The sequence below is a fragment of the Actinomadura sp. 7K534 genome (genome assembly GCF_004348575.1).
In the GTDB taxonomy this organism is placed as follows: Bacteria; Actinomycetota; Actinomycetes; order Streptosporangiales; family Streptosporangiaceae; genus Spirillospora; species Spirillospora livida.
Genome location: NZ_SMKB01000073.1, coordinates 1 through 19,806, shown reverse-complemented (window position 1 = coordinate 19,806; position 19,806 = coordinate 1). Strand labels below are relative to the sequence as shown.

Below are 19,806 nucleotides of genomic sequence, written 5' to 3'. Positions count from 1 at the left end.
GAAGCGGTGATATCTAGCTTTAGTCCCGGTTGCGTTCGTGCCAGACCACGACGCTCGTCTGCCTGATCGGCACCAGGTCGGACCCGGGCGTGCCGCCCTGCTCCCCGTGCCGGCGGCGCTGCTGCGCCAGCCGGGCCGCGACGGAACGGGTCGACTCCAGTTCCTTGGCGAGCTCCTCCAGCGCCGCGTGCGCCTTCGCGAGCTCCTCCCGGAGCCGCACGTTGTCGCGCTGCAGCTCCAGGATGTGCTTGATGCCGGACAGGTTGATGCCCTCTTCCTGCGAGAGCCGCTGTATTTCGCGGAGCATCACGATGTCGCGCATCGAGTAGCGGCGGCCCCGTCCCGCCGTCCGGCCCGGGGACACGAGGCCCATCCGGTCGTAGGTCCGCAGCGTCTGCGGGTGCAGCCCGGACAGCTGCGCCGCCACCGAGATCACGTAGACCGGAGTGTCGTCACCGAACGGATCAGTATTCACGGCCCACTCCGTTCACGCGCACCCGGAAGACAACGCCACCTCATGTCGTCACTCCTGCTTGGCCTGCTGGAGGAGGTCCGCGCGGAGGTCGTCGCCGGTGCTCGTCTCGCGCAGCCGGGCGAGGGCCTCCCGCGCCTGGTCGTCGAGCTTCTGCGGGACCTGGACGTCGACGGTGACGAGCAGGTCGCCCTTGGTGCCGTCGCGCCGGGGGGCGCCGCGGCCCTTCACGCGGAACGTGCGGCCGTTCGGGGTGCCCTCCGGCAGGCGCAGCGTCACCGGCTGGCCCTGGAACGTCGGCACCCGGATCTCCGCGCCCAGCGCCGCCTCCGGGAACGTCACCGGGACGGTCAGCGTGAGGTTGTCGCCGCTGCGGCCGAACACCTTGTGCGGGAGCACCTTGATGTTGACGTACAGGTCGCCCTGCGGGCCGCCGTTCTCGCCCGGCGCGCCCTTGCCCTTCAGCCGGATCTTCTGGCCGTCGGCGACGCCCGCCGGGATCCGCGCCTGGATCGTGCGGGTGCCGGTGGCGCGGCCGCTGCCGTGGCAGATCGGGCACGGGTCGTCGACGACGAGGCCCCGCCCGTGGCAGTCCTTGCACGGCTCCTGGAAGCCGAAGTTGCCCAGGTTGCGGGTCTCGTGGCCGGTGCCCTCGCAGTTCGGGCACACCCGCGGCACGGTGCCGGCCTTCGCGCCGGTCCCGCGGCACGCGTTGCAGGCGGCCTCGCTCGTCAGCTTGATCGGCACGGTCACGCCGTTCATCGAGCGGCCGAACGACAGCGTCACCTCGGTCTCGACGTCCGCGCCGCGCCGCGCGCGCCGCGTCGTCCCGGTGGTGCGCCCGCCGCCGCCGCGGCCGAACAGCCCGCCGAACAGGTCGCCGATGCGCTCCCCGGTGCCGCCGGTCTGCGTCCCGCCCCCGGTCTGGCCGAACAGGTCGCCGAGGTCGAACGGGAAGCCGCCGCCGCCCTGCTGGCCGCGGAAGCCGCCCGGCATCGACCGCACCGCGTCGTACTCCTTGCGGCGCTTCTCGTCGGAGAGGACGTCGTACGCCTCGGAGACCTCCTTGAAGCGGTCCTCGGCCTCGGCGTCGCCCTTGTTCGCGTCCGGGTGGTACTTGCGCGCCAGCTTCCGGTACGACTTCTTGATCTCCTCCTGCGAGGCCGTCTTCGCGACACCCAGGACCTTGTAGTAGTCCTTCTCCAGGTAGTCCTTGGTGCTCACGGCGCCCCGCCTTCTGCTATCGCCACTTGCCACATGTCTTCACGTGCCCCGGCGGTCCCGTCCCGGCCGTCGCGGCCGGGACGGGACACCGGGTCCTTCGGGGGGCGTGCCCCCGGATCCCTCGGCGCGGGGCCGGGGATCACTCGCCGTCGCCGCCCGTGTCGCCGCCGCTCTCGCCGCCGGCGTCCGGGTCGGGGTCGGCCACCGCCACGCGCGCGGCCCGCAGTATCCGCTCGCCGATCCGGTAGCCGGGCTGGAGGACGTCCACGACACTCGTCTCGGTCACGTCCGGCGAGAGCGAGTGCATGAGCGCCTCGTGCACGGTCGGGTCGAAGGGCTCGCCCTTCTCGCCGTACTGCTCCAGGCCGAGCTTGCCCGTGATGGCCTCCAGGCTCTCGGCGACGGACCTGAACCCGCCTTGGAGCTCGTCGTGCTCACGGGCGCGGCCGATGTCGTCCAGCACCGGGAGCAGCTCGGACAGCACCTGCCCGAGGGCCTGCTCCCGGACCGCGACCCGGTCGCGCTCGACGCGCCTGCGGTAGTTGTCGTATTCGGCCTTCAGTCGCTGGAGGTCGGCGACGCGCTCCGCGAGCTGCTCCTGCAGCGCGGTGACCTCCTGGTCGGTGGCCTCGGCGCCGTCGTCCGCGGGGGCCTCCGGGGCGGGCGACTCGGCCGCCTGCTCCCGGACTTGCCCCGTTTTGGGATCGATGCGCCGCTTGTCGCGGATCACCGGGCCCTCCTTCTCCTCGCCCTCGTCAGGGGAGGACGTCACGATGCATCACCCTTCGGCTTCTCGTCGTCCACGATCTCGGCGTCGACGACCTCGTCGTCCTGCTGGTCGCCGCCCTGCGCGTCGGCCGTCGGGCCGGCGTCGCCGCCCGGCTGCGCGCCCTCGGGGTTCTGCGCGTACATCGCGGCGCCCATCTTCTGGCTGACCTGCGCGAGCTTCTCGGCGCTGGTCTTGATGGCGTCGACGTCGGTGCCCTCCAGGGCCTTCTTCACCTCGGCGACCGCGTCGTTGACCTCGGTCTTCAGCTCCTCGGGGACCTTCTCGTCGTTCTCCCGCAGGAACTTCTCGGTCGAGTACGCGAGGGTGTCGGCCTGGTTGCGGACCTCGGCCTCCTCCTTGCGCCTGCGGTCCTCCTCGGCGTACTCCTCGGCGTCGCGCATCATGCGGTCGATGTCGTCCTTGGGCAGCGCGCTGCCGCCCGTGATGACCATCGACTGCTCCTTGCCGGTGCCCTGGTCCTTCGCGCTGACGTTCACGATGCCGTTCGCGTCGATGTCGAAGGTGACCTCGATCTGCGGGACGCCGCGCGGCGCCGGCGGCAGACCGGTGAGCTGGAAGGTGCCGAGCTTCTTGTTGTACGCCGCGATCTCGCGCTCGCCCTGGTAGACCTGGATCTCCACGGACGGCTGGTTGTCGTCGGCGGTGGTGAACGTCTCCGACCGCTTGGTCGGGATCGTGGTGTTCCGCTCGATGATCTTGGTGAAGATGCCGCCCTTGGTCTCGATGCCGAGGCTCAGCGGGGTCACGTCCAGCAGCAGGACGTCCTTGACCTCGCCCTTGAGCACGCCGGCCTGGAGGCTGGCGCCGATCGCGACGACCTCGTCGGGGTTGACGCCCTTGTTCGGCTCCTTGCCGGTCATCTCCTTGACCAGGTCGGACACCGCGGGCATCCGGGTCGAGCCGCCGACCAGGACGACCTGGTTGATCTGGTCGACCGAGATGCCGGCGTCCTTCAGCACCGAGTTGAACGGCGCCTTGGTCCGGTCGAGCAGGTCGCTGGTCATCCGCTGGAACTCGGCCCGGGTGAGCTTCTCGTCCAGGTGCAGCGGGCCCTCGCTCGACGCGGTGATGTAGGGCAGGTTGATCTGCGTCTCGGTCGAGCTGGACAGCTCGATCTTCGCCTTCTCCGCGGCCTCGCGCAGCCGCTGGAGGGCCATCTTGTCCTTGCCCAGGTCGACGCCGTTGGCGTTCTTGAACTTCTCGACCAGCCAGTCGACGACCTTCTGGTCCCAGTCGTCGCCGCCCAGGTGGTTGTCACCGCTGGTGGCCTTCACCTCGACCACGCCGTCGCCGACCTCCAGCAGGGACACGTCGAACGTGCCGCCGCCCAGGTCGAAGACCAGGATCGTGGCCTCGTTCTCCTTCTCCAGGTGGTAGGCCAGCGCCGCCGAGGTCGGCTCGTTGATGATGCGCAGGACGTTCAGCCCGGCGATCTGGCCGGCCTCTTTGGTGGCCTGGCGCTGGTGGTCGGAGAAGTAGGCGGGCACGGTGATGACCGCGTCGGTGACGGTCTCGCCCAGGTAGGACTCAGCGTCGCGCTTGAGCTTCTGCAGCACGAACGCGCTCATCTGCTGCGGGTTGAAGTCCTTGCCGTCGATCGTGGTCTTCCAGTCGGTGCCCATCTCGCGCTTGACCGAACGGATCGTCCGGTCGACGTTGGTCACCGCCTGGCGCTTGGCGACCTCGCCCACCAGGACTTCGCCGTTCTTGGCGAAGGCGACGACGGACGGTGTGGTCCGCGACCCCTCCGCGTTCGCGATGACGGTGGGCTCGCCGCCCTCCAGAATCGCGACGACCGAGTTGGTCGTCCCGAGGTCGATGCCGACCGCACGTGCCATGTTCTCGTCCTCCGTCGTTTCCGGTTCTCAGCGTGTTTCCGGTTGTGAACGCCCCCGGTCGCCCCCGGGGTGCGGCCGGTTCGTCGCTGTCCGCCAGGTTGCCCGGCCGGTCCCCCGTTGTCAAATGACTTGAGTCGACCAGGCTCAACTTTGCTGACGTCCTCTACAACAGGACGATTGAGCCACCTATTCCGGTTCCCTACCGGCCGCAAGAAAACGGGATCAGTCGCCACTCCCGCCATGAAGTCGGTCACCCGCTCCGGCGATCGCCTCGTGACGAGTAAGAAGCCGCGGGCCCGGATCATTACCCGGGTGACGGCACCCCCGGACGAAGGGCTCAGACCTTGTCGGATCCCGAAGACGCCGCCCGGTTCACGGCGATCTACGACGCGCACCATCCGCGCGTGCACGCCTACGTCGTGAGCCGGGTCGGCGCGCAGGCCGCCGAAGAGATCACGAGTGAGGCGTTCTGCGTCGCCTGGCGGCGCATCCGCGACCTGCCGGACGAGCCGCTGCCGTGGCTGTTCGGCATCGCCCGCAACCTGCTGCGCGAGTCCTACCGGGCGCGGGGGCGGCAGGACGCGCTGGCCCGCGAGCTGCGGACCTGGGCGGCCGCGCAGCCGCCCGCGGGCGACGTCGCGGAGGCGGTGGCCGAGCGCGCCGGGATGCTGCGGGCGCTGGCGGCCCTGCCCGACGGCGACCGCGAGCTGCTGACGCTCGTCGCCTGGCACGAGCTGTCGCCGGACGAGGCGGCGAAGGTCGTCGGCTGCTCGAAGGCCGCGTTCTATGTGCGGCTGCACCGCGCCCGGCGCCGCCTGGAACGCGCGCTCGCCGCCGAGTCGCGGGCGCCAGGCCCGGTCGCGGCGCGCGCCCCCTCCATGATCACTCCGAAGAAGAAGGCGGTCCGATGAAGCACGACGTGATGACGGCGCTGTCCGCGGCGCGGCCCGAGCAGCTCGACCCCCCGGCCGACCCGGCCGCGGCCCGCGCCCGCCGGGAACGCGACCTGGGCCGGGCGCTCCGGGCGGACCCGGCGGCGGCGCCCGCCGCGGGACGGGCGCGGGGGCGCCGTCCGGTCCGCTGGGCGGTCATCGGCACGGGCATCGTCTCGGCGGGCGCCGCGGCGGCGATCGCGGTCTCGGCCGTCGGGCCCGGGGCGCCCGAGGGCGGTGACCCCGGAGGCGGTCCGGGCGAGATCAGCCTCGGCAAGGAGGCCGTGCTGGTCGCGGCGGAGAACGCGGCGAAGCAGGAGATCGGCGAGTACTGGTTCTCCGATGACGTCGCCGGTCAGTCCTACGTCGTCCGGGGCGGGACGGGCACGTACGTGATGGTCGGCGCGTACACGGAGTCCTTCCGGTGGGCGGGGGCCGAGCCCGGCTCGGCCTCGGGCAGCGCCTGGCGCATGCTCCCGGCCCGGCCGCAGACCCCGCCGGACGCGGCGGCGTGGCGGAAGGCCGGATCCCCGGCGAAGATCAGGGCGTGGTCGGGCGACAAGTGGCTCACGCTGAACACCGCGGAGAATACGGCGTGGAAGGCGGACCATTCCGACGCTTCCGGCGGTGGCCGGTGGTACGGCCGCATGACCACCGAGGAGGTGCAGAACCTGCCGGCGGACCCGAAGAAGCTCACCGAGCGGTTCCTGACCTCCGAGGCGATGCAGTGGCGCGCGGCGGGAGCGCCGTCGCCGGAGAAGCTCAACGAGATGGAACGCGCGCGCGGGCCGCTCCCCGAGCACGAGTTCGACTCCTTCGCCAAGCTCGGCGCGGTCGGCGGGCTCATCGCGAACTCGCCGGTCCCGCCGGACGTGCGCGCCGGGCTGATCCGGGCGGCGACCGCGCTGCCCGGGGTGGAGGCGATCGGGGAGGCGACCGACCCGCTCGGCCGCAAGGGCGTCGCGCTGGCGTCCGAGAGCAGGACCGTCGAGGTCACCGGCGACTCCGGCACGCCGCCTGAGCAGCGGGGCACGTACATGGCCCGCAAGGAGCTCATCTTCGACAAGGCCACGGGCGCGGTGCTGGCCTCGCAGTACGTGCTGACCAAGCCCGGCGGCCCCTACAAGGACCGTGCGCGCGGGTTCGTCATCGACTACATGGCCGTCCGCGACACGGGCTGGACCGACGCCAAGCCGCAGCCTCCCGCGAAGCTGCCTCACTGACCCGGGGCAGGCCCCCGTCCGGCACTCCGGACGGGGGCCTCCCGGTGGTTCGTCAGGCGGTGAGGTCGGCCGGGGACGTGCCGGCGTGGGTCAGCGGCAGGCCGAGGGCGGCGCGTTCGGTGAGCCAGGCGCTCGGGCGGTAGCGCGGGTCGCCGGTGGAGGCGTGCAGGCCGCGCAGGATCGCCAGGACGCGGCCGGCCCCGGCGTGCTCGCCCCATTCCAGCGGACCGCGGGGGTAACCGAGACCGAGCCGGACGGCGGTGTCGATGTCCCCGGGGAGGGCGAGCCGCTGCTCGGCGATCCCGCAGCCGACGTTCACGATCGCCGCGAGGAGCCGCTGAGCGACGGGCGCATGGACGTCCCTCACGACGGTGACGGCCCGTCCTGTGGCGGCGAGGGCCGCGAGGCCGGCTCGCCCTGTCTCCTTGTCGAGCCCGGGATGCACGGCCACAGTCAGACGGGTGAAGAACCCACCGAACGGGTCAACGCCCAAGGTGCGCTCTACGGGAAGGTCTTCGGCAATGGCGGTCTCGACCGTGCTCCGCCCGAGCGGTGCGACGAGCACGACCGCTCGGCCGGACGGACGCTCACCGGACTCCACCTCGGCCCCGGACGTCGACAGCAATGCCCCAAGCTCCTCGCGGACATCGCCGTGCACCCAGATGGGACGAGCCTCCACATCCGGGGCCGTGACCTCGGGCGGCTCCTGCTTGGCACCGTCCACGTACTTGTAGAAGCCCTCGCCGGTCTTGCGCCCGTACAGGCCCGCCTCGACGCGAGCCCGCCCGATCCTGGACGGACGGAACCGCGGTTCCGTGTAGAAACCCGTCCAGATCGACTCCATTACTGGGTGCGACACGTCCAGCCCCGTGAGGTCGAGCAGTTCGCAAGGCCCCATCTTCAGGCCGAGGACGTCCCGCGCGATGCGGTCGATGTCAACGGGCTCGGCGACACCCTCGGACAGGATCTGCAACGCCTCTGTCGTCAGCCCGCGCCCAGCGTGGTTGACCAGGAACCCAGGCGCGTCTGGTGCGAGGACGGGTTCGTGACCGAGACGCCTCACCAGGTCGATCAGCGCGTCCGGAATCCACTCGGCAGTGCGCGCCCCTGGGATCACCTCGACGAGGCGCATCAACGGCACGGGGTTGAAGAAGTGGAGGCCCGCCACACGGGACGGGTCGTTCAGCACGGCCGCGATCGACGTGACCGGCAGCGAACTGGTGTTGGTGACAAGGATCGTGTGCTCGGGGCAGACCTTCTCCAGGGTCGAGAACAGCTCACGCTTGGTCTCGATGTCCTCCCGGACGGCCTCGATGACGAGATCGCACTCCTGGAAAGGCGTCATCGGCTCGCCGACCGGCTGCAGCCGCTCCTTCGCCGCGGCGGCGTCCTCGGCGGTCATCCGGCCCTTCGCCACGAGCTTGTCGAACATCCCGCCGATGTGGACGACCGCGCCCCGCACCGCCTCCGCGCGCACGTCGGCGATCTCCACGGTCAGCCCGCCCGCCGCCGCGAGCTGCGCGATGCCGCGCCCCATCACCCCGGCGCCGATCACCCGGACCGTCCGCACGTCCCGGGCCCAGTGCCCCGCGCCTTCCGCCGCGCCTTCCGCCATGCCGCCTCCTCCGTCCCACGGGCCGGGCCGGTGGCCGCGCCCCGGCACGATAGTAGGCGCGGCCTCCACGGCCACCGGCGCCGCACCGGAGGATCAGTCGTCGTTCCCGCCGTCGTCGTTGCCCCCGTCGTCGTCGTTCCGGTCGTCCTGCTGGTCGCGGTCACCGTCCTGGTCCCCGCCGTCGTCGCCGTTCTCGCCGCCGCCGCACCCGGCCGTCACGACGGCGGTCGCCCCGACCACCCCGGCCAGCGCGGCGGCCGGGGCCGCCGGCGTCAGGAACGCCAGCGCCGCGACCAGCATCTTCAGCATCTTCGTCGCCATGCCCGCCCTCTCCGATGATCTCCGCGTCCCGGGACCGGGACGCCCCCGCCGGGTGCTACCCCGGCCGCGGTCCCCCTCACCGAAGGGGCCCGCATCCGAATGCTCCGCCAGACGGAAGCCCCTACGCCACCGATCCGGACGAACCGCATAACCTGCCAAGTGCGCCAGACGTCGAGTTGAGGAGCATCCATGCGTGAAGCGGTCGTCTGCGAGCCGCTGCGTACCCCGATCGGCCGGTTCGGCGGGGTCCTGAAGTCCGTCCCGCCCGTCGAGCTCGCCGCGACCGTCATCCGCGCGCTCGTGGAGCGCGCCGGCCTGCCCGGCGACGCGGTCGACGAGGTGATCCTCGGCCACTGCTACCCCTCGGCCGACGCCCCCGCCATCGGACGCGTCGCCGCGCTCGACGCCGGGCTGCCCATCGAGGTCGGCGGCACCCAGCTCGACCGGCGCTGCGGGTCCGGGCTCCAGGCCGTCCTCGACGCCGCCATGCAGGTCCAGCTCGGCGTCAGCGACGTCGTCATCGCGGGCGGCGCGGAGAGCATGAGCAACGCGCCCTTCTACACGACGCAGGCGCGCTGGGGCGTGCGCGGCCCGTCCCTCGAACTGCACGACGCGCTCGCCCGCGGCCGCGTCACCGCGGGCGGCGCCGGCTACCCGGTGCCCGGCGGGATGCTGGAGACCGCCGAGAACCTGCGGCGCGAGTACGGCATCGGCCGCGAGGAGCAGGACGAGCTGGCCGTGCGCTCGCACCAGCGCGCCGTCGCGGCGCAGCAGTCCGGGGTGTTCGACGAGGAGATCGTCCCGGTGACCATCCGGTCGCGCAAGGGCGACACCGTGGTCGACACCGACGAGCACCCCCGCCCCGGCACGACGGTCGAGGGGCTGGCGAAGCTCCGTCCCGTCCTCGGGAAGTCCGACGACCAGGCCACGGTCACCGCGGGCAACGCCAGCGGCCAGAACGACGCGGCGGCCGCGTGCGTCGTCACCACGCCCGAGCGCGCCGCCGAACTGGGCCTGCGCCCGCTGGTGCGGCTCGTCTCCTGGGCACGCGCCGGCGTCCCGCCCCGCACCATGGGCATCGGTCCCGTCCCGGCCACCGCCAAGGCACTGGACCGGGCGGGCCTCACCCTCGCCGACATCGACCTCATCGAACTGAACGAGGCGTTCGCCGCCCAGGTCCTCGCCGTCACCCGCGAATGGGACCTGAAGGACGCCGACTGGGGCCGCGTCAACGTCCACGGCTCCGGCATCTCCCTAGGCCACCCCGTAGGCGCCACGGGAGCCCGCATCCTCGCCACCCTCGCCCGCGAGATGCACCGCCGCGAAGCCCGCTACGGCCTGGAAACGATGTGCATCGGCGGCGGCCAGGGCCTCGCAGCAGTATTCGAAAAGGTCTGACCAACCACCCGCATCCGCACCCCACGGGTCCTGCGGCCGGAGCGAGCGCAGGTCGCAGGACGCGCCGGGCGGAGCGGGGGTTTCAGGGGGTCGCCCCCTGGGCTAGTAAGGGTTCCGACCCGTCTGGGCTATCAGCTGGTCCAGGGCGGGGGCGGTTTCGGGGATGTCCACCGGTGGGCCGAAGAGGCCCTCGATGCCCTTGCCGCCGCTCTGCTCGACGGCCGGTGCGACGAAGGCGAGGCAGGTGTCGATCTCGTCCTTGCCCGCGTCGTAGGGCTGGCCGCTGGCGCGGGCGACGTCCCAGCCGTGCACGACCAGTTCGTTCATCGCGACATGGCCGGCCTCCTCACCGGACATGTCCACGCCGCCCGCCTGGGTGGTGCCCTCCCAGGCTTCGGGGGAGCGCCAGGCGGCCGCGAGTGCGGCGAGCCGCTCGGGGAAGAGGGTGCGCCAGTCCGGGGGGAGGTTCGCCGCGTCGGCGGACGGCGGCTGCGACGGTCCGTCCGGGAACCGCTTGTCGGCCGCCCAGGTGAACGCCAGGCTCAGCCCGTCGATGTGCTCGATGAGCGCGCCGAGCGGCATGCCGGGGCACGGGGTGGGTGCGGTGAGCTGGTCGTCGCGGACGCCCGCGAGCAGTTCGGCCATCCGCCGGGCGGCGGGTGTGAGGTCGGGCTTCGAGGTCATGTGGGCACCTCCGTTGTACGGTCCGGTGGCGTTCGGCGGGCCGGTCCCCGCCCGCGGATATGGACTCGTGGTCCGGCCCGTACTCATCGCCCCGGTGCCCGGCGATATGCGGAATCCATAAGGTATGGGGGACGTGACGTAACGCGGGACGGTTCGCGAATGGTCTCCGGATCGCCGTACTGTGGGCTGACCTGCGAATGTGACGCATAAACTACTACCGAGTAGTATTCGGGCCCCGGATGAAGCGCAGTCTGTCGCGAGCCCTACGCTGACTGCCATCGCCCGTACCCCAGGAGGACGGAACAGTGTTCTGGATCACGTTGGTCATTGGGCTCGCCGGAACGGCGGTCGCTCTGGCGCTCGCCGGTCGGCGGGTGCTGTTCCTGTATCAGATCGCCAAGAGCGGCCAGCCCGACCCCGAACGGACGCTGCAGGTCAAGCGGGACCCCAAGAGCGCGGTCGAGGGTCAGGCCGTCGAGGTCTTCGGGCAGCGCAAGCTGCTGAAGTGGACCATCGCCGGCGCCGCGCACTTCGCCGTCATGTGGGCGTTCTTCCTCCTGGCGACCGTCTACGGGGAAGCGGCCGTCCAACTGCTGTTCGGGCTTGAGGCGCACATTCCGTTCCTGCAGACCTGGGGGCCGATCGGCTTCGTGCAGGACACCATCGCGCTCGCCTGCCTCGCCGGCCTGATCACTTTCACGGCCATCCGCGTCAAGAACTCGCCGAAGCGGATCGGCCGCCAGTCCCGGTTCAAGGGCTCGCACCTGTCCGGCGCCTGGATCACGCTGTTCATGATCTTCAACGTGATCTGGACGATGTTCTTCTTCCGCGGCGTCGAGGTCGCCCGCGACAACTTCGGCTACGGCGGGGCCGCCTACTTCTCCCACCTCACCGGCAACCTCTTCGAGGGGATGAGCGACAGCACCCTCGAGGTCCTGGAGTCGGTCGGCCTGCTGCTGCACATCGGCGTCGCGCTCGTCTTCCTGGTGTTCGTCGTCCACTCCAAGCACCTGCACATCTTCCTGGCGCCGCTGAACGTCATGTTCAAGCGCCGCCCGGACGGCCTCGGCGCCGCGCAGCCGATGATGTCGGGCGGCAAGCCGCTCGACTTCGAGGAGGCCGACCCCGACGAGGACGTCTTCGGCCGCGGCAAGATCGAGGACTTCACCTGGAAGGGCTTCCTCGACATGGCGACCTGCACCGAGTGCGGTCGCTGCCAGTCGCAGTGCCCCGCCTGGAACACCGGCAAGCCGCTGTCGCCGAAGATGCTCGTCCTCGAACTGCGCGACCACGCGCTCCACAAGGCGCCCTACATGGTCGCCTCAGAGGAGCAGCGTGCGGCCTTCACCGACGAGCAGAAGCTCGCCATGGAGGTGGACAAGGCGCTCGTCGGCGACGACGGCGTCATCCACCCGGACGTCCTGTGGTCGTGCACCAACTGCGGCGCCTGCGTCGAGCAGTGCCCGGTCGACATCGAGCACATCGACCACATCCTGGACATGCGCCGCTTCCAGGTGATGATCGAGTCCTCGTTCCCGTCCGAGGCCGGCGTCATGCTGAAGAACCTCGAGAACAAGGGCAACCCGTGGGGCATGTCCGAGATGAAGCGCCTCGAATGGATCGAGGAGCTGGACTTCGAGGTCGAGGTCGTCGACGACAAGCTCCCCGAGGAGACCGAGTACCTGTTCTGGGTCGGCTGCGCCGGCGCCCTGGAGGACCGCGCCAAGAAGACCACCAAGGCCGTCGCGGAGCTGCTGCACATCGCGGGCGTCAAGTTCGCCGTCCTCGGCCCCATGGAGGCGTGCACCGGTGACCCGGCCCGCCGCCTCGGCATGGAGTTCGTCTTCCAGATGCTCGGCCAGCAGAACGTCGAGACGCTGAACGACGCGGGCGCGAAGAAGATCGTCGCGACCTGCCCGCACTGCTTCAACACCCTCGCCAACGAGTACCCGCAGATCGGCGGGAACTACGAGGTCGTCCACCACACCCAGCTCCTCGCGCACCTGGTCGAGGAAGGCAAGCTCACCCCGGTCACGCCGATCGAGGAGAGCATCACCTACCACGACCCCTGCTTCCTGGGCCGGCACAACAAGGTCTACAAGCAGCCGCGCGACATCATGGCGACCGTCCCCGGCGTCAAGACGCAGGAGATGCACCGCCACAAGGACCGCGGCTTCTGCTGCGGCGCCGGCGGCGCGCGGATGTGGATGGAGGAGCGCATCGGCAAGCGCATCAACACCGAGCGCGTGGACGAGGCGCTGGAGACGAACCCGGACACCGTGTCCACCGCGTGCCCGTTCTGCCTGGTCATGCTGGGCGACGCCATCAACGAGAAGAAGAACTCGGGCGACGCCAAGGAGTCGCTGGAGGTCGTGGACGTCTCCCAGCTCCTGATCCGCTCCGTCAAGGGCGAAGGCACCGCCCCCGAGAAGGAGGCGGTCGCCGCCGAGTAGCGGTCGCGCGCAGCCACAAAGGACCCCCGGCCGAGGCCGGGGGTCCTTCGCGTTGCGCGGTCGGCGGGGCGGTGCGCGGTCAGCGGGGCGGTTCGGGCGGCAGGACGGCGCCGGTCGCCGCCTCGGGCTCCGCCACCGCGGCCGACGTGATGTCCATGCCGCCGTCCAGCTCACCGTCCGCGCCGCCCTCCAAGACGGGCGGGACGGCGACCAGGACCTCGTGCAGCCCGTGCAGCATCCACGGAGGCAGGATCTCCCGGCGGACGAGGTCTTCGGTGGAGGTGAAGGGGCCCTGCGCCGTCCGGGCCAGGACGAGCAGCTTCGCGTGGTACGGGTCCAGGCCGGGCAGCGCGGACAGCAGCCCCTCCGGCGCCGAGTTGACGTCGACGAGGCCCCCGTCGTCGAACTTGCGGGGCAGGTCGGGACGGCCGATGCGCAGCCGGTGCGCGATCGACGGGTAGTGCGTCACCAGGGAGCGGGCCTGCTCGCGGCGGACCCGGCGCTCGATCAGCGGGACGCCGGGCGCCCCCGCCTCGCCGGCGAATCCGGGCCCGGTCGGCCCCGCGGTGAGGATGGCGAGGTGGACGGCACCGCCGAACACCGTGCCCAGCAGCGAGATGCCGAGCGGCAGGTCCCACCAGGTCGTCCGCTCCACGTCGGTCAGGTCCACGGCCACGAAGCAGAGGACCGTCAGCGCGAGGTAGCCGACCGCCGCCAGCGCGAGGGGGAGGCTGCGGCGGCGCGCCGCGAAGTAGGTGACGGCGGCCCACGTCACGGTTCCGAAGCTGAGCAGCGGGAGCGACACCAGGATGGCCCGAAGCGGCCACGGGAGCCGCCGCGCCGCGGGCATGGCCATCGGGTGCGCGAAGGGCGGCGCCGGGCCCGGCGGAGGGAACCGGGGCATCGCGGGAGCATCGGGGAAGCGCGGCCCGGGCACGCCTCCAGGGGGCACCGGCAGGACGCGCGGCTCCCGGGGCGGCGGCACCGCCTGGCTGGTCGCCTTGCTCGGCTGCGGCGCCGGCCGGTCGGGTGGCGGCGGCGCCCCGCCCCGCTTCTCCGCGGCGGGCAACGCCAGCGCGGGATCGGCGCGCAGGATGCTCACGTGCAGGTTCTGGAGCCGCTCCCCCGGCTCGACGCCGAACTCCTCGGCGAAGAAGTCGCGTGCGTCCCGGTAGGCGGCCAGCGCCTCCGCCTGCCTGCCGCACCGGTACAGCGCCAGCATCAGCTGGTGGCGGAACCCCTCCCGGAGCGGGAACTCGCCGACCAGCCGGATCAGCTCGGGCACCAGTCGCGCGTGCTCCCCCAGCTCCAGGCCGATCTCGGCGGACGCCTCCAGCGCCGCCGCGCGCTCCTCGTCGAGCCGCTCCCGCGCCGCGTCGAAGAACGACCCGGTCAGCCCGGCCAGCGCCGTGCCGCGCCACAGCGTCAGCGCCTCCCGTAACTCCGCCGCCGCCCGCGCCCCGTCACCGGCCGCCCGCACGGCCAGCGCCGCCCGCACCCGCTTCTGGAAGAGCTCGGCGTCCAGGCCGCCGTGCGGGACGTTCAGGGCGTACCCCGCGCCGCTCCGCGTCAGCAGCCGCCCCGGGGCGCGCGGCGAGCGGTCGGGTTCGAGGACGCGCCGCAGCCCGGCGATGTACTTCTGGACGACGTTCGCGCCGTTGTCGGGAGGCTCGTCCCCCCACACCGCCGTCACGATCGAGGAGGTCGGGACGGGCCGGTTCGGCGACAGCAGCAGCACGGCGAGCACCGCCCGCTGCTTCCCGGGGCCGAGGTCGAGCTCCCTCCCGTCCCGCCACGCGGACGGCCGGCCGAGGATCTCGAAGCGCAGTGACGAGGTTCCGCCCGGCAGCGTGACCACCTCCGCTCACCGTCCGGTGCGCCGCCGTTCCCGGCGCCGCGGCAGGGCTCCCGCAGTCCCGCCGCAGTGATCGCAGCATACCGACCGCGGCTCCGCGCCGTTCCGGCGCCGACTTGACATCGGGGCCATCGTCCTGCCCGGTTTCGGCAGCGTCCAGCGGCGTGTCAGGACGCGGGTAGGGGGTTGCGGCGGGGTCACCCTGGTAAGACCCAGGGATGGTCGTGCTCGTCTCCCTCCTCGCGTTCCTGACGACCCTCGCCGGGGGCCTCGCGGCGATGCGGGTGCGCGACAACCGGCACCTCGCCCTCGGGCTGGCCGGCGGCCTGATGCTCGGGATCGTCGCGTTCGACCTGATCCCCGAGTCGCTGGAGCTGACGCGGCACTCCCCGTTCGGCGTCCCCGCCCCCATGATCGGTTTCGCGGCGGGGTTCCTGCTGCTGCACGTCGTGGAGCAGGCCGTGTCGATCCACCGGGCCCACGAGCACGAGTACGCCCCGCACGTGCACGTCCACGCGCACGCCGGCGGATCCGCGGGGCTGGTCACCGCGTCCGCGCTCGTCGTGCACAGCCTGATGGACGGCGTGAGCATCGGCCTCGGCTTCCAGTCCGGGACCGAGGTGGGGACCTTCGTCGCCCTCGCCGTGATCGTGCACAAGTTCGCGGACGGGTTCAACACCGTCACCGCCGCGTCGCTGAACCGCGCCGACCGGCGGCCCGCCGTCGTGCTGCTGTTCGCCAATGCCACCGCCCCGATCGCCGGGGCCGCGCTGGGCACGGTCGTCCGGGTACCCGACGCCGTCCTGGGCCCGTACCTCGGCGGCTTCGCCGGCGTCCTGCTCTACCTGGCCGCCGCCGAGATCCTGCCGGAGGCCCACAGCGGCCACCCCCGCGTGATGACCCTGTGCGCGACCGGACTCGGCCTGGCGGCCGTCCTGTTCATCGTCAGCCTGGCCCATTGAGGACACGGGGAAAGGCCCCGCAAGCAAAGGCAGAGGGCCGTCCGGGAGCACCCGGACGACCCTCTGTCGCCTTGGGAACGAACGTCCCCGGAGGAAATCAGCCCGTCATGGACTGCGCGAACTCGGCGTTGGACTTCAGCCACTCGTCCACGGCCTCGTCGGGCTTGCCCTTGTACTTGTTCTCCATCAGGTCCTCGAGCGTCCCGAGCTGCTCGTCGGTCATCCGGAACTTCTTCAGCCAGCCGGTGACGTCCTGCTGGTCCTCGGAGAAGCCCTCACGGGCGACGGTGTAGATGCCGTCGGGCTTGCCCATCGCGCCCTTCGGGTCCTTCAGGTCGCGGATGGGGTACTTCGAGTAGGCCCAGTGCGGGCGCCACAGCGTGACGACGATGTCCTTCTTGGCGTTCACGGCCTTGTCCAGCTCGGTGAGCATGGCCGCGGTCGAGGACGTCGTCACCGTGAACTCGTCCTTGAGGCCGTACGCGGGGAGCATCTCCTCCTGCGACACCCGGTACAGGCCGGAGCTCTTCTCGATGCCGATGATCTTGCCGTCGTAGGTGCCGCCCTTGCCCTTGAGGTCCTCGAGCGACTGCAGCGGCGAGTACTCCGGCACCGCGATCGTCAGCGGCGCCGAGTCGTACCAGGCGCTGACCTTCTCCAGCTTGTCGCCGTACTGCTTCCAGTAGTCCTCGTGGGTGCCCGGCAGCCAGGCGTCGAGGAACAGGTCCACGTCGCCCTTGGCCATGCCCGCGTACAGCGGCCCGGTGTCGAGGGTCTTGACCTCGACGTTGTAGCCCTTGTCGGTCAGCAGCCGCTTCCACAGCTGCGTCGCGGCCTCACCCTCGGCCCAGCCGGCGACCATGCCGATCGTGATGTTCTTGTCGGTTTCGCCCCCGCCGGAGCCCGAGTCGGAGTCACCGCATCCCGCGGCGGTCAACGCCAGCGTCAGCGACATGGCCGCGACGGCCAGACCCTTGAACTTGAAGCGCATTCCCGTCCTTTCGTAGACGTGCATGTGGAGCTGGGGGAGCGGTGAGTCAGCCGACGAGCTCGGCCTCCCGGTCGGCCACGGGGGCCGCCGTGCCGGGGGTGGCCGTCCCGCGGCCGTTCCTGCCGCGCGCGAACAGCGCGCGAAGCATGCTCGGGCCGTGGCCCAGGGCGCCGGTGAGGCGGTCCAGGTAGATGGCCAGGATGACGACCGCGATTCCGCCCTCGAACCCCTTGGCGACGTCCACCCGGTTGATGCCCTCCAGCACCACCCCGCCGAGGCCGCCCGCGCCGACCATGCCCGCGATGACGACCATCGACAGCGACAGCATGATCAGCTGGTTGATGCCGGCCATGATCGACGGCATGGCCAGCGGGATCTGGATCCGGGTGAGGATCCGGTTCGGCGGCGTGCCGAACGCCTCGCCCGCCTCGACCATCTCCGGGTCGACGCCGCGGATCCCGAGCTCGGTCAGCCGCACCCCCGGCGGCATCGAGAAGATCACGGTGGCGACCACGCCCGGGACGGCCCCGATGCTGAAGAAGAAGATCGCCGGGATCAGGTAGACGAACGCCGGCATCGTCTGCATGAAGTCCAGGACCGGCCGCACGATGCGGCTCACCACGTCGCTGCGCGCCGCCGCGATCCCGATCGGCACCGACAGCACCGTGGACACCGCCGCCGCCACGATCACCAGCGCCAGCGAGTCCATCGAGTCCTTCCACAGCTCCATGCTCTCGATGAGCGCGAAGCCGAGGATCGTGAACACGCTGAGCTTCCAGCCGCTCACCAGCAGCGCCAGCAGCGCCAGGACCAGCGCCAGCACGATCGGCGGCGGACCCGTCAGCACGCTGGTCAGCGCGTCCACCGACGCCTGTATCGCCGACCCGATCCCGTCGAACAGCCACGACAGGTTGTCGGTGCACCAGCTCACCAGGTTGTCGAACCACTCGCCGATCGGCGCGCGGGGCAGTTCGATCGCGAGCACGTCACTCGTCAACGCCACTGCCCTCCTTCGTCAGCGCCAGCTCCGGCTCCTCGTGGACGACCTCGTCGAGGTGCGAGTTGATCGATCCGAGCGCCGCCAGCAGCGTCACCCGGGGGATGACGCCGACCAGTGTGCCCTCCTCGTCCGCGACCGGTACCGGCAGGTCGCTCTCGGCGACCCTGACGAACAGATTCGCCACCGGCGTGTCGGGCGCCACGGGCTCGGGGTCCTCCGGGTCGATCAGGCCGTCGAGCGTCGCGACGTTGTCCTGGACCGCGTCCGCTATCACCGTGGCGCGGACCCGCCCGATCAGCTTCCGGTCCCGTCCGATCACGAAGGCCGCGGAGGTCTGGTGCTCGCGCATCGTGCGCAGCGCCGTCCGGGGGCCCGTCGTTGACAGTACCGTGACCAGCGGTTTCTCCATAACCGAGGCCGCCGTCAGCACCCTGGTACGGTCCACGTCCGCCACGAACTGCGCGACGTAGTCGTTGGCCGGGTCGGTGAGGATCTCCTCGGCCGTCCCGATCTGCACGATCCGGCCCTCCCGCATCACCGCGATGCGGTCGCCGATGCGCATGGCCTCGTTCAGGTCGTGGGTGATGAAGACGATCGTCTTGCCGAACCGCTCCTGCAGATCCAGCAGCAGGTCCTGGACCTCCCGGCGGATCAGCGGGTCGAGCGCGCTGAACGCCTCGTCCATCAGGATCAGCGGGGTACCGGACGCCAGCGCCCGGGCGAGCCCGACGCGCTGCTTCATACCGCCCGACAACTGCCCGGGGACTTTGTCCTCCCAGCCTTCGAGGCCGACCAGTTTGAGGAACTCCCGGGCCGTCTTCTCGCGTTCTTCCTTCGGGACGCCGCGCACCTCCAAGGCGTACGCGGCATTCGCCAGAACCGTCCGGTGCGGGAAGAGCGCGAAGTGCTGGAAGACCATGCTGACCTTGTTCTGCCGCAGGGTCCGCAGCGCCTTCGGCGACATCTTCGCGATGTCCTGGCCGTCGATCTCGACACTGCCGGACGTGACCCCGAGCAGGCCGTTCAGCATCCGGATGAGCGTGGACTTGCCGGACCCCGACAGGCCCATGACCACGAAGATCTCACCCTCGCGGACCTCGAACGTGGCGTCCACCACCGCCGGGGTGACCCCGAGGTCACGGATGGCCTTGAGATCGGCTCCCGCCTTGAGCTTCCGTTGGGCCTCGGCCGTCTTACGGCCGAAGAGCTTGGTGACGCTTTCCGCGCGGAGTACTGACACGATCTCCTTCCGGGTTCCCACTGCCGGTCGTGGCGCGGAAACGGGTCGCCCTATCCGTCCAGGCGCCCGGACGAGACGACCTCACACAAAGAGATCGTCAACCAGACGCCAAACCAGTGCGTCGCCCGAAACTACCCGTTCAGAGAACATGTTTCATCTTTTGGTGCTTTCCGTCACATCCAGGTCACGAATCGAGCACGTCTTACACCTTCGTCCGATGAAAGTTGAGGTAGGAGCGCGATGGCGTGGGCCCGCGCTGGTCCTGGTACCGCGACCCGTACCGCGCCGCCCCATAGGGGTACTCCGCCGGCGAGCTCGTCCGGAACAGGCACATCTGCCCGATCTTCATCCCCGGCCACAGCTTGATCGGCAGCGTCGCCACGTTCGACAGCTCCAGCGTCACGTGCCCCGCGAACCCGGGATCGATCCACCCGGCCGTCGAGTGCGTGAGCAGCCCCAGGCGCCCCAGACTGGACTTCCCCTCCAGCCGCGCGGCGAGATCGTCCGGCAACCCGAACACCTCGTACGTCGAGGCCAGCACGAACTCCCCGGGATGCAGCACGAACGGCTCGTCGGCCTCCACCTCCAGCAGCCGCGTCAGATCCGGCTGCTCCACAGACGGATCGATGTGCGGATACTTGTGGTTCTCGAACACCCTGAACCACCGGTCCAGCCGGACGTCCACACTGGACGGCTGAACCATCCCCGGCTCATACGGGTCGATCTTCACCCGCCCAGACTCGAGCTCGGCCCTGATGTCACGATCGGAGAGCAGCACGCCAGAAAAGCTATCCCACCCAACCCCCAC

The 19,806-nt window shown here is 71.0% G+C and carries 17 protein-coding genes; 5 read left to right on the top strand and 12 right to left on the bottom strand.

What is annotated here, in order from left to right; all coding sequences use genetic code 11:
- Positions 1-19: 19 nt before the first annotated feature.
- The 4 genes from E1266_RS16695 to dnaK all read right to left on the bottom strand — a co-directional run bounded on the left by E1266_RS16695 (position 20) and on the right by dnaK (position 4,324).
- On the bottom strand, positions 20-475 hold the full coding sequence (locus tag E1266_RS16695; protein WP_132047904.1) for a helix-turn-helix transcriptional regulator: 456 nt from the start codon (positions 473-475) through the stop codon (positions 20-22).
- Positions 476-523: 48 nt separating this feature from the next.
- Positions 524-1,696 carry a molecular chaperone DnaJ gene (gene dnaJ, locus E1266_RS16690; RefSeq protein ID WP_132047902.1) on the bottom strand — a complete coding sequence of 391 codons (1,173 nt, stop codon included), beginning with the start codon at positions 1,694-1,696 and terminating at the stop codon, positions 524-526.
- A gap of 139 nt (positions 1,697-1,835) precedes the next feature.
- Complete coding sequence (gene grpE / locus E1266_RS16685; protein ID WP_132047900.1) at positions 1,836-2,471, bottom strand: nucleotide exchange factor GrpE; 636 nt, start codon at positions 2,469-2,471, stop codon at positions 1,836-1,838.
- A complete protein-coding gene (dnaK, locus tag E1266_RS16680) occupies positions 2,465-4,324 on the bottom strand; it encodes a molecular chaperone DnaK (RefSeq protein WP_132047898.1) in 1,860 nt (619 codons plus the stop codon). The genes grpE and dnaK overlap by 7 nt, the downstream gene beginning before the upstream one ends.
- 344 nt (positions 4,325-4,668) lie before the next feature.
- Between dnaK and E1266_RS16675 the strand changes: the two genes are divergently transcribed.
- A complete protein-coding gene (locus tag E1266_RS16675; protein WP_132047896.1) occupies positions 4,669-5,235 on the top strand; it encodes a sigma-70 family RNA polymerase sigma factor in 567 nt (188 codons plus the stop codon).
- A complete protein-coding gene (locus tag E1266_RS16670) occupies positions 5,232-6,479 on the top strand; it encodes a CU044_5270 family protein (protein WP_132047894.1) in 1,248 nt (415 codons plus the stop codon). Before E1266_RS16675 ends, E1266_RS16670 begins: the two co-directional genes overlap by 4 nt.
- Before the next feature lie 52 nt (positions 6,480-6,531).
- Here E1266_RS16670 and E1266_RS16665 read toward each other — a convergent pair whose 3' ends face one another.
- Positions 6,532-8,094, bottom strand: a complete 1,563-nt coding sequence (locus E1266_RS16665) for a 3-hydroxyacyl-CoA dehydrogenase (protein ID WP_132047892.1) — start codon at positions 8,092-8,094, stop codon at positions 6,532-6,534.
- A gap of 93 nt (positions 8,095-8,187) precedes the next feature.
- Entirely contained in the window at positions 8,188-8,415 is a 228-nt protein-coding gene (locus E1266_RS16660; protein WP_132047890.1) for a hypothetical protein, read from the bottom strand.
- Positions 8,416-8,604: 189 nt separating this feature from the next.
- On the opposite strand from E1266_RS16660, the gene E1266_RS16655 reads away from it, so the two are divergent.
- Complete coding sequence (locus E1266_RS16655; protein ID WP_132047888.1) at positions 8,605-9,813, top strand: acetyl-CoA C-acetyltransferase; 1,209 nt, start codon at positions 8,605-8,607, stop codon at positions 9,811-9,813.
- 102 nt (positions 9,814-9,915) lie between these two features.
- Here E1266_RS16655 and E1266_RS16650 read toward each other — a convergent pair whose 3' ends face one another.
- Complete coding sequence (locus E1266_RS16650) at positions 9,916-10,497, bottom strand: TIGR03086 family metal-binding protein (protein WP_132047886.1); 582 nt, start codon at positions 10,495-10,497, stop codon at positions 9,916-9,918.
- A 305-nt stretch (positions 10,498-10,802) separates the two neighbouring features.
- Between E1266_RS16650 and E1266_RS16645 the strand changes: the two genes are divergently transcribed.
- Positions 10,803-12,950 (top strand): (Fe-S)-binding protein, encoded by a 2,148-nt coding sequence (locus E1266_RS16645; protein WP_165966110.1) that lies wholly within the window; start codon positions 10,803-10,805, stop codon positions 12,948-12,950.
- A 79-nt stretch (positions 12,951-13,029) separates the two neighbouring features.
- On the opposite strand, the gene E1266_RS16640 is transcribed toward E1266_RS16645, so the two are convergent.
- Positions 13,030-14,808, bottom strand: a complete 1,779-nt coding sequence (locus E1266_RS16640) for a BTAD domain-containing putative transcriptional regulator (RefSeq protein WP_132047884.1) — start codon at positions 14,806-14,808, stop codon at positions 13,030-13,032.
- 215 nt (positions 14,809-15,023) lie between these two features.
- Between E1266_RS16640 and E1266_RS16635 the strand changes: the two genes are divergently transcribed.
- Positions 15,024-15,767: a ZIP family metal transporter gene (locus tag E1266_RS16635; RefSeq protein ID WP_132047882.1), complete on the top strand. Its 744-nt coding sequence runs from the start codon at positions 15,024-15,026 to the stop codon at positions 15,765-15,767.
- A 97-nt stretch (positions 15,768-15,864) separates the two neighbouring features.
- Here the strand turns inward: E1266_RS16635 and E1266_RS16630 are convergent, their stop codons facing one another.
- From E1266_RS16630 to dcd, 4 genes are all read right to left on the bottom strand, one after another.
- Positions 15,865-16,758 carry a glycine betaine ABC transporter substrate-binding protein gene (locus E1266_RS16630; RefSeq protein ID WP_132047880.1) on the bottom strand — a complete coding sequence of 298 codons (894 nt, stop codon included), beginning with the start codon at positions 16,756-16,758 and terminating at the stop codon, positions 15,865-15,867.
- A 46-nt stretch (positions 16,759-16,804) separates the two neighbouring features.
- Positions 16,805-17,761, bottom strand: a complete 957-nt coding sequence (locus tag E1266_RS16625; protein ID WP_132047878.1) for an ABC transporter permease subunit — start codon at positions 17,759-17,761, stop codon at positions 16,805-16,807.
- Positions 17,745-18,998 (bottom strand): glycine betaine/L-proline ABC transporter ATP-binding protein, encoded by a 1,254-nt coding sequence (locus E1266_RS16620; protein ID WP_132047876.1) that lies wholly within the window; start codon positions 18,996-18,998, stop codon positions 17,745-17,747. Before E1266_RS16620 ends, E1266_RS16625 begins: the two co-directional genes overlap by 17 nt.
- Positions 18,999-19,200: 202 nt before the next feature.
- Positions 19,201-19,776, bottom strand: a complete 576-nt coding sequence (gene dcd / locus E1266_RS16615; RefSeq protein ID WP_132047874.1) for a dCTP deaminase — start codon at positions 19,774-19,776, stop codon at positions 19,201-19,203.
- Between the last annotated feature and the right edge of the window lie 30 nt (positions 19,777-19,806).

What these genes read in the sequence shown, in the direction of transcription:
- E1266_RS16665 (WP_132047892.1), bottom strand. Translation starts at nt 8,094, where the DNA reads ATGGCGGAAGGCGCGGCGGAAGGCGCGGGGCACTGGGCCCGGGACGTG.
- dnaK (WP_132047898.1), bottom strand. Translation starts at nt 4,324, where the DNA reads ATGGCACGTGCGGTCGGCATCGACCTCGGGACGACCAACTCGGTCGTC.
- E1266_RS16635 (WP_132047882.1), top strand. Translation starts at nt 15,024, where the DNA reads ATGGTCGTGCTCGTCTCCCTCCTCGCGTTCCTGACGACCCTCGCCGGG.
- E1266_RS16660 (WP_132047890.1), bottom strand. Translation starts at nt 8,415, where the DNA reads ATGGCGACGAAGATGCTGAAGATGCTGGTCGCGGCGCTGGCGTTCCTG.
- E1266_RS16655 (WP_132047888.1), top strand. Translation starts at nt 8,605, where the DNA reads ATGCGTGAAGCGGTCGTCTGCGAGCCGCTGCGTACCCCGATCGGCCGG.
- E1266_RS16630 (WP_132047880.1), bottom strand. Translation starts at nt 16,758, where the DNA reads ATGCGCTTCAAGTTCAAGGGTCTGGCCGTCGCGGCCATGTCGCTGACG.
- E1266_RS16670 (WP_132047894.1), top strand. Translation starts at nt 5,232, where the DNA reads ATGAAGCACGACGTGATGACGGCGCTGTCCGCGGCGCGGCCCGAGCAG.
- E1266_RS16650 (WP_132047886.1), bottom strand. Translation starts at nt 10,497, where the DNA reads ATGACCTCGAAGCCCGACCTCACACCCGCCGCCCGGCGGATGGCCGAA.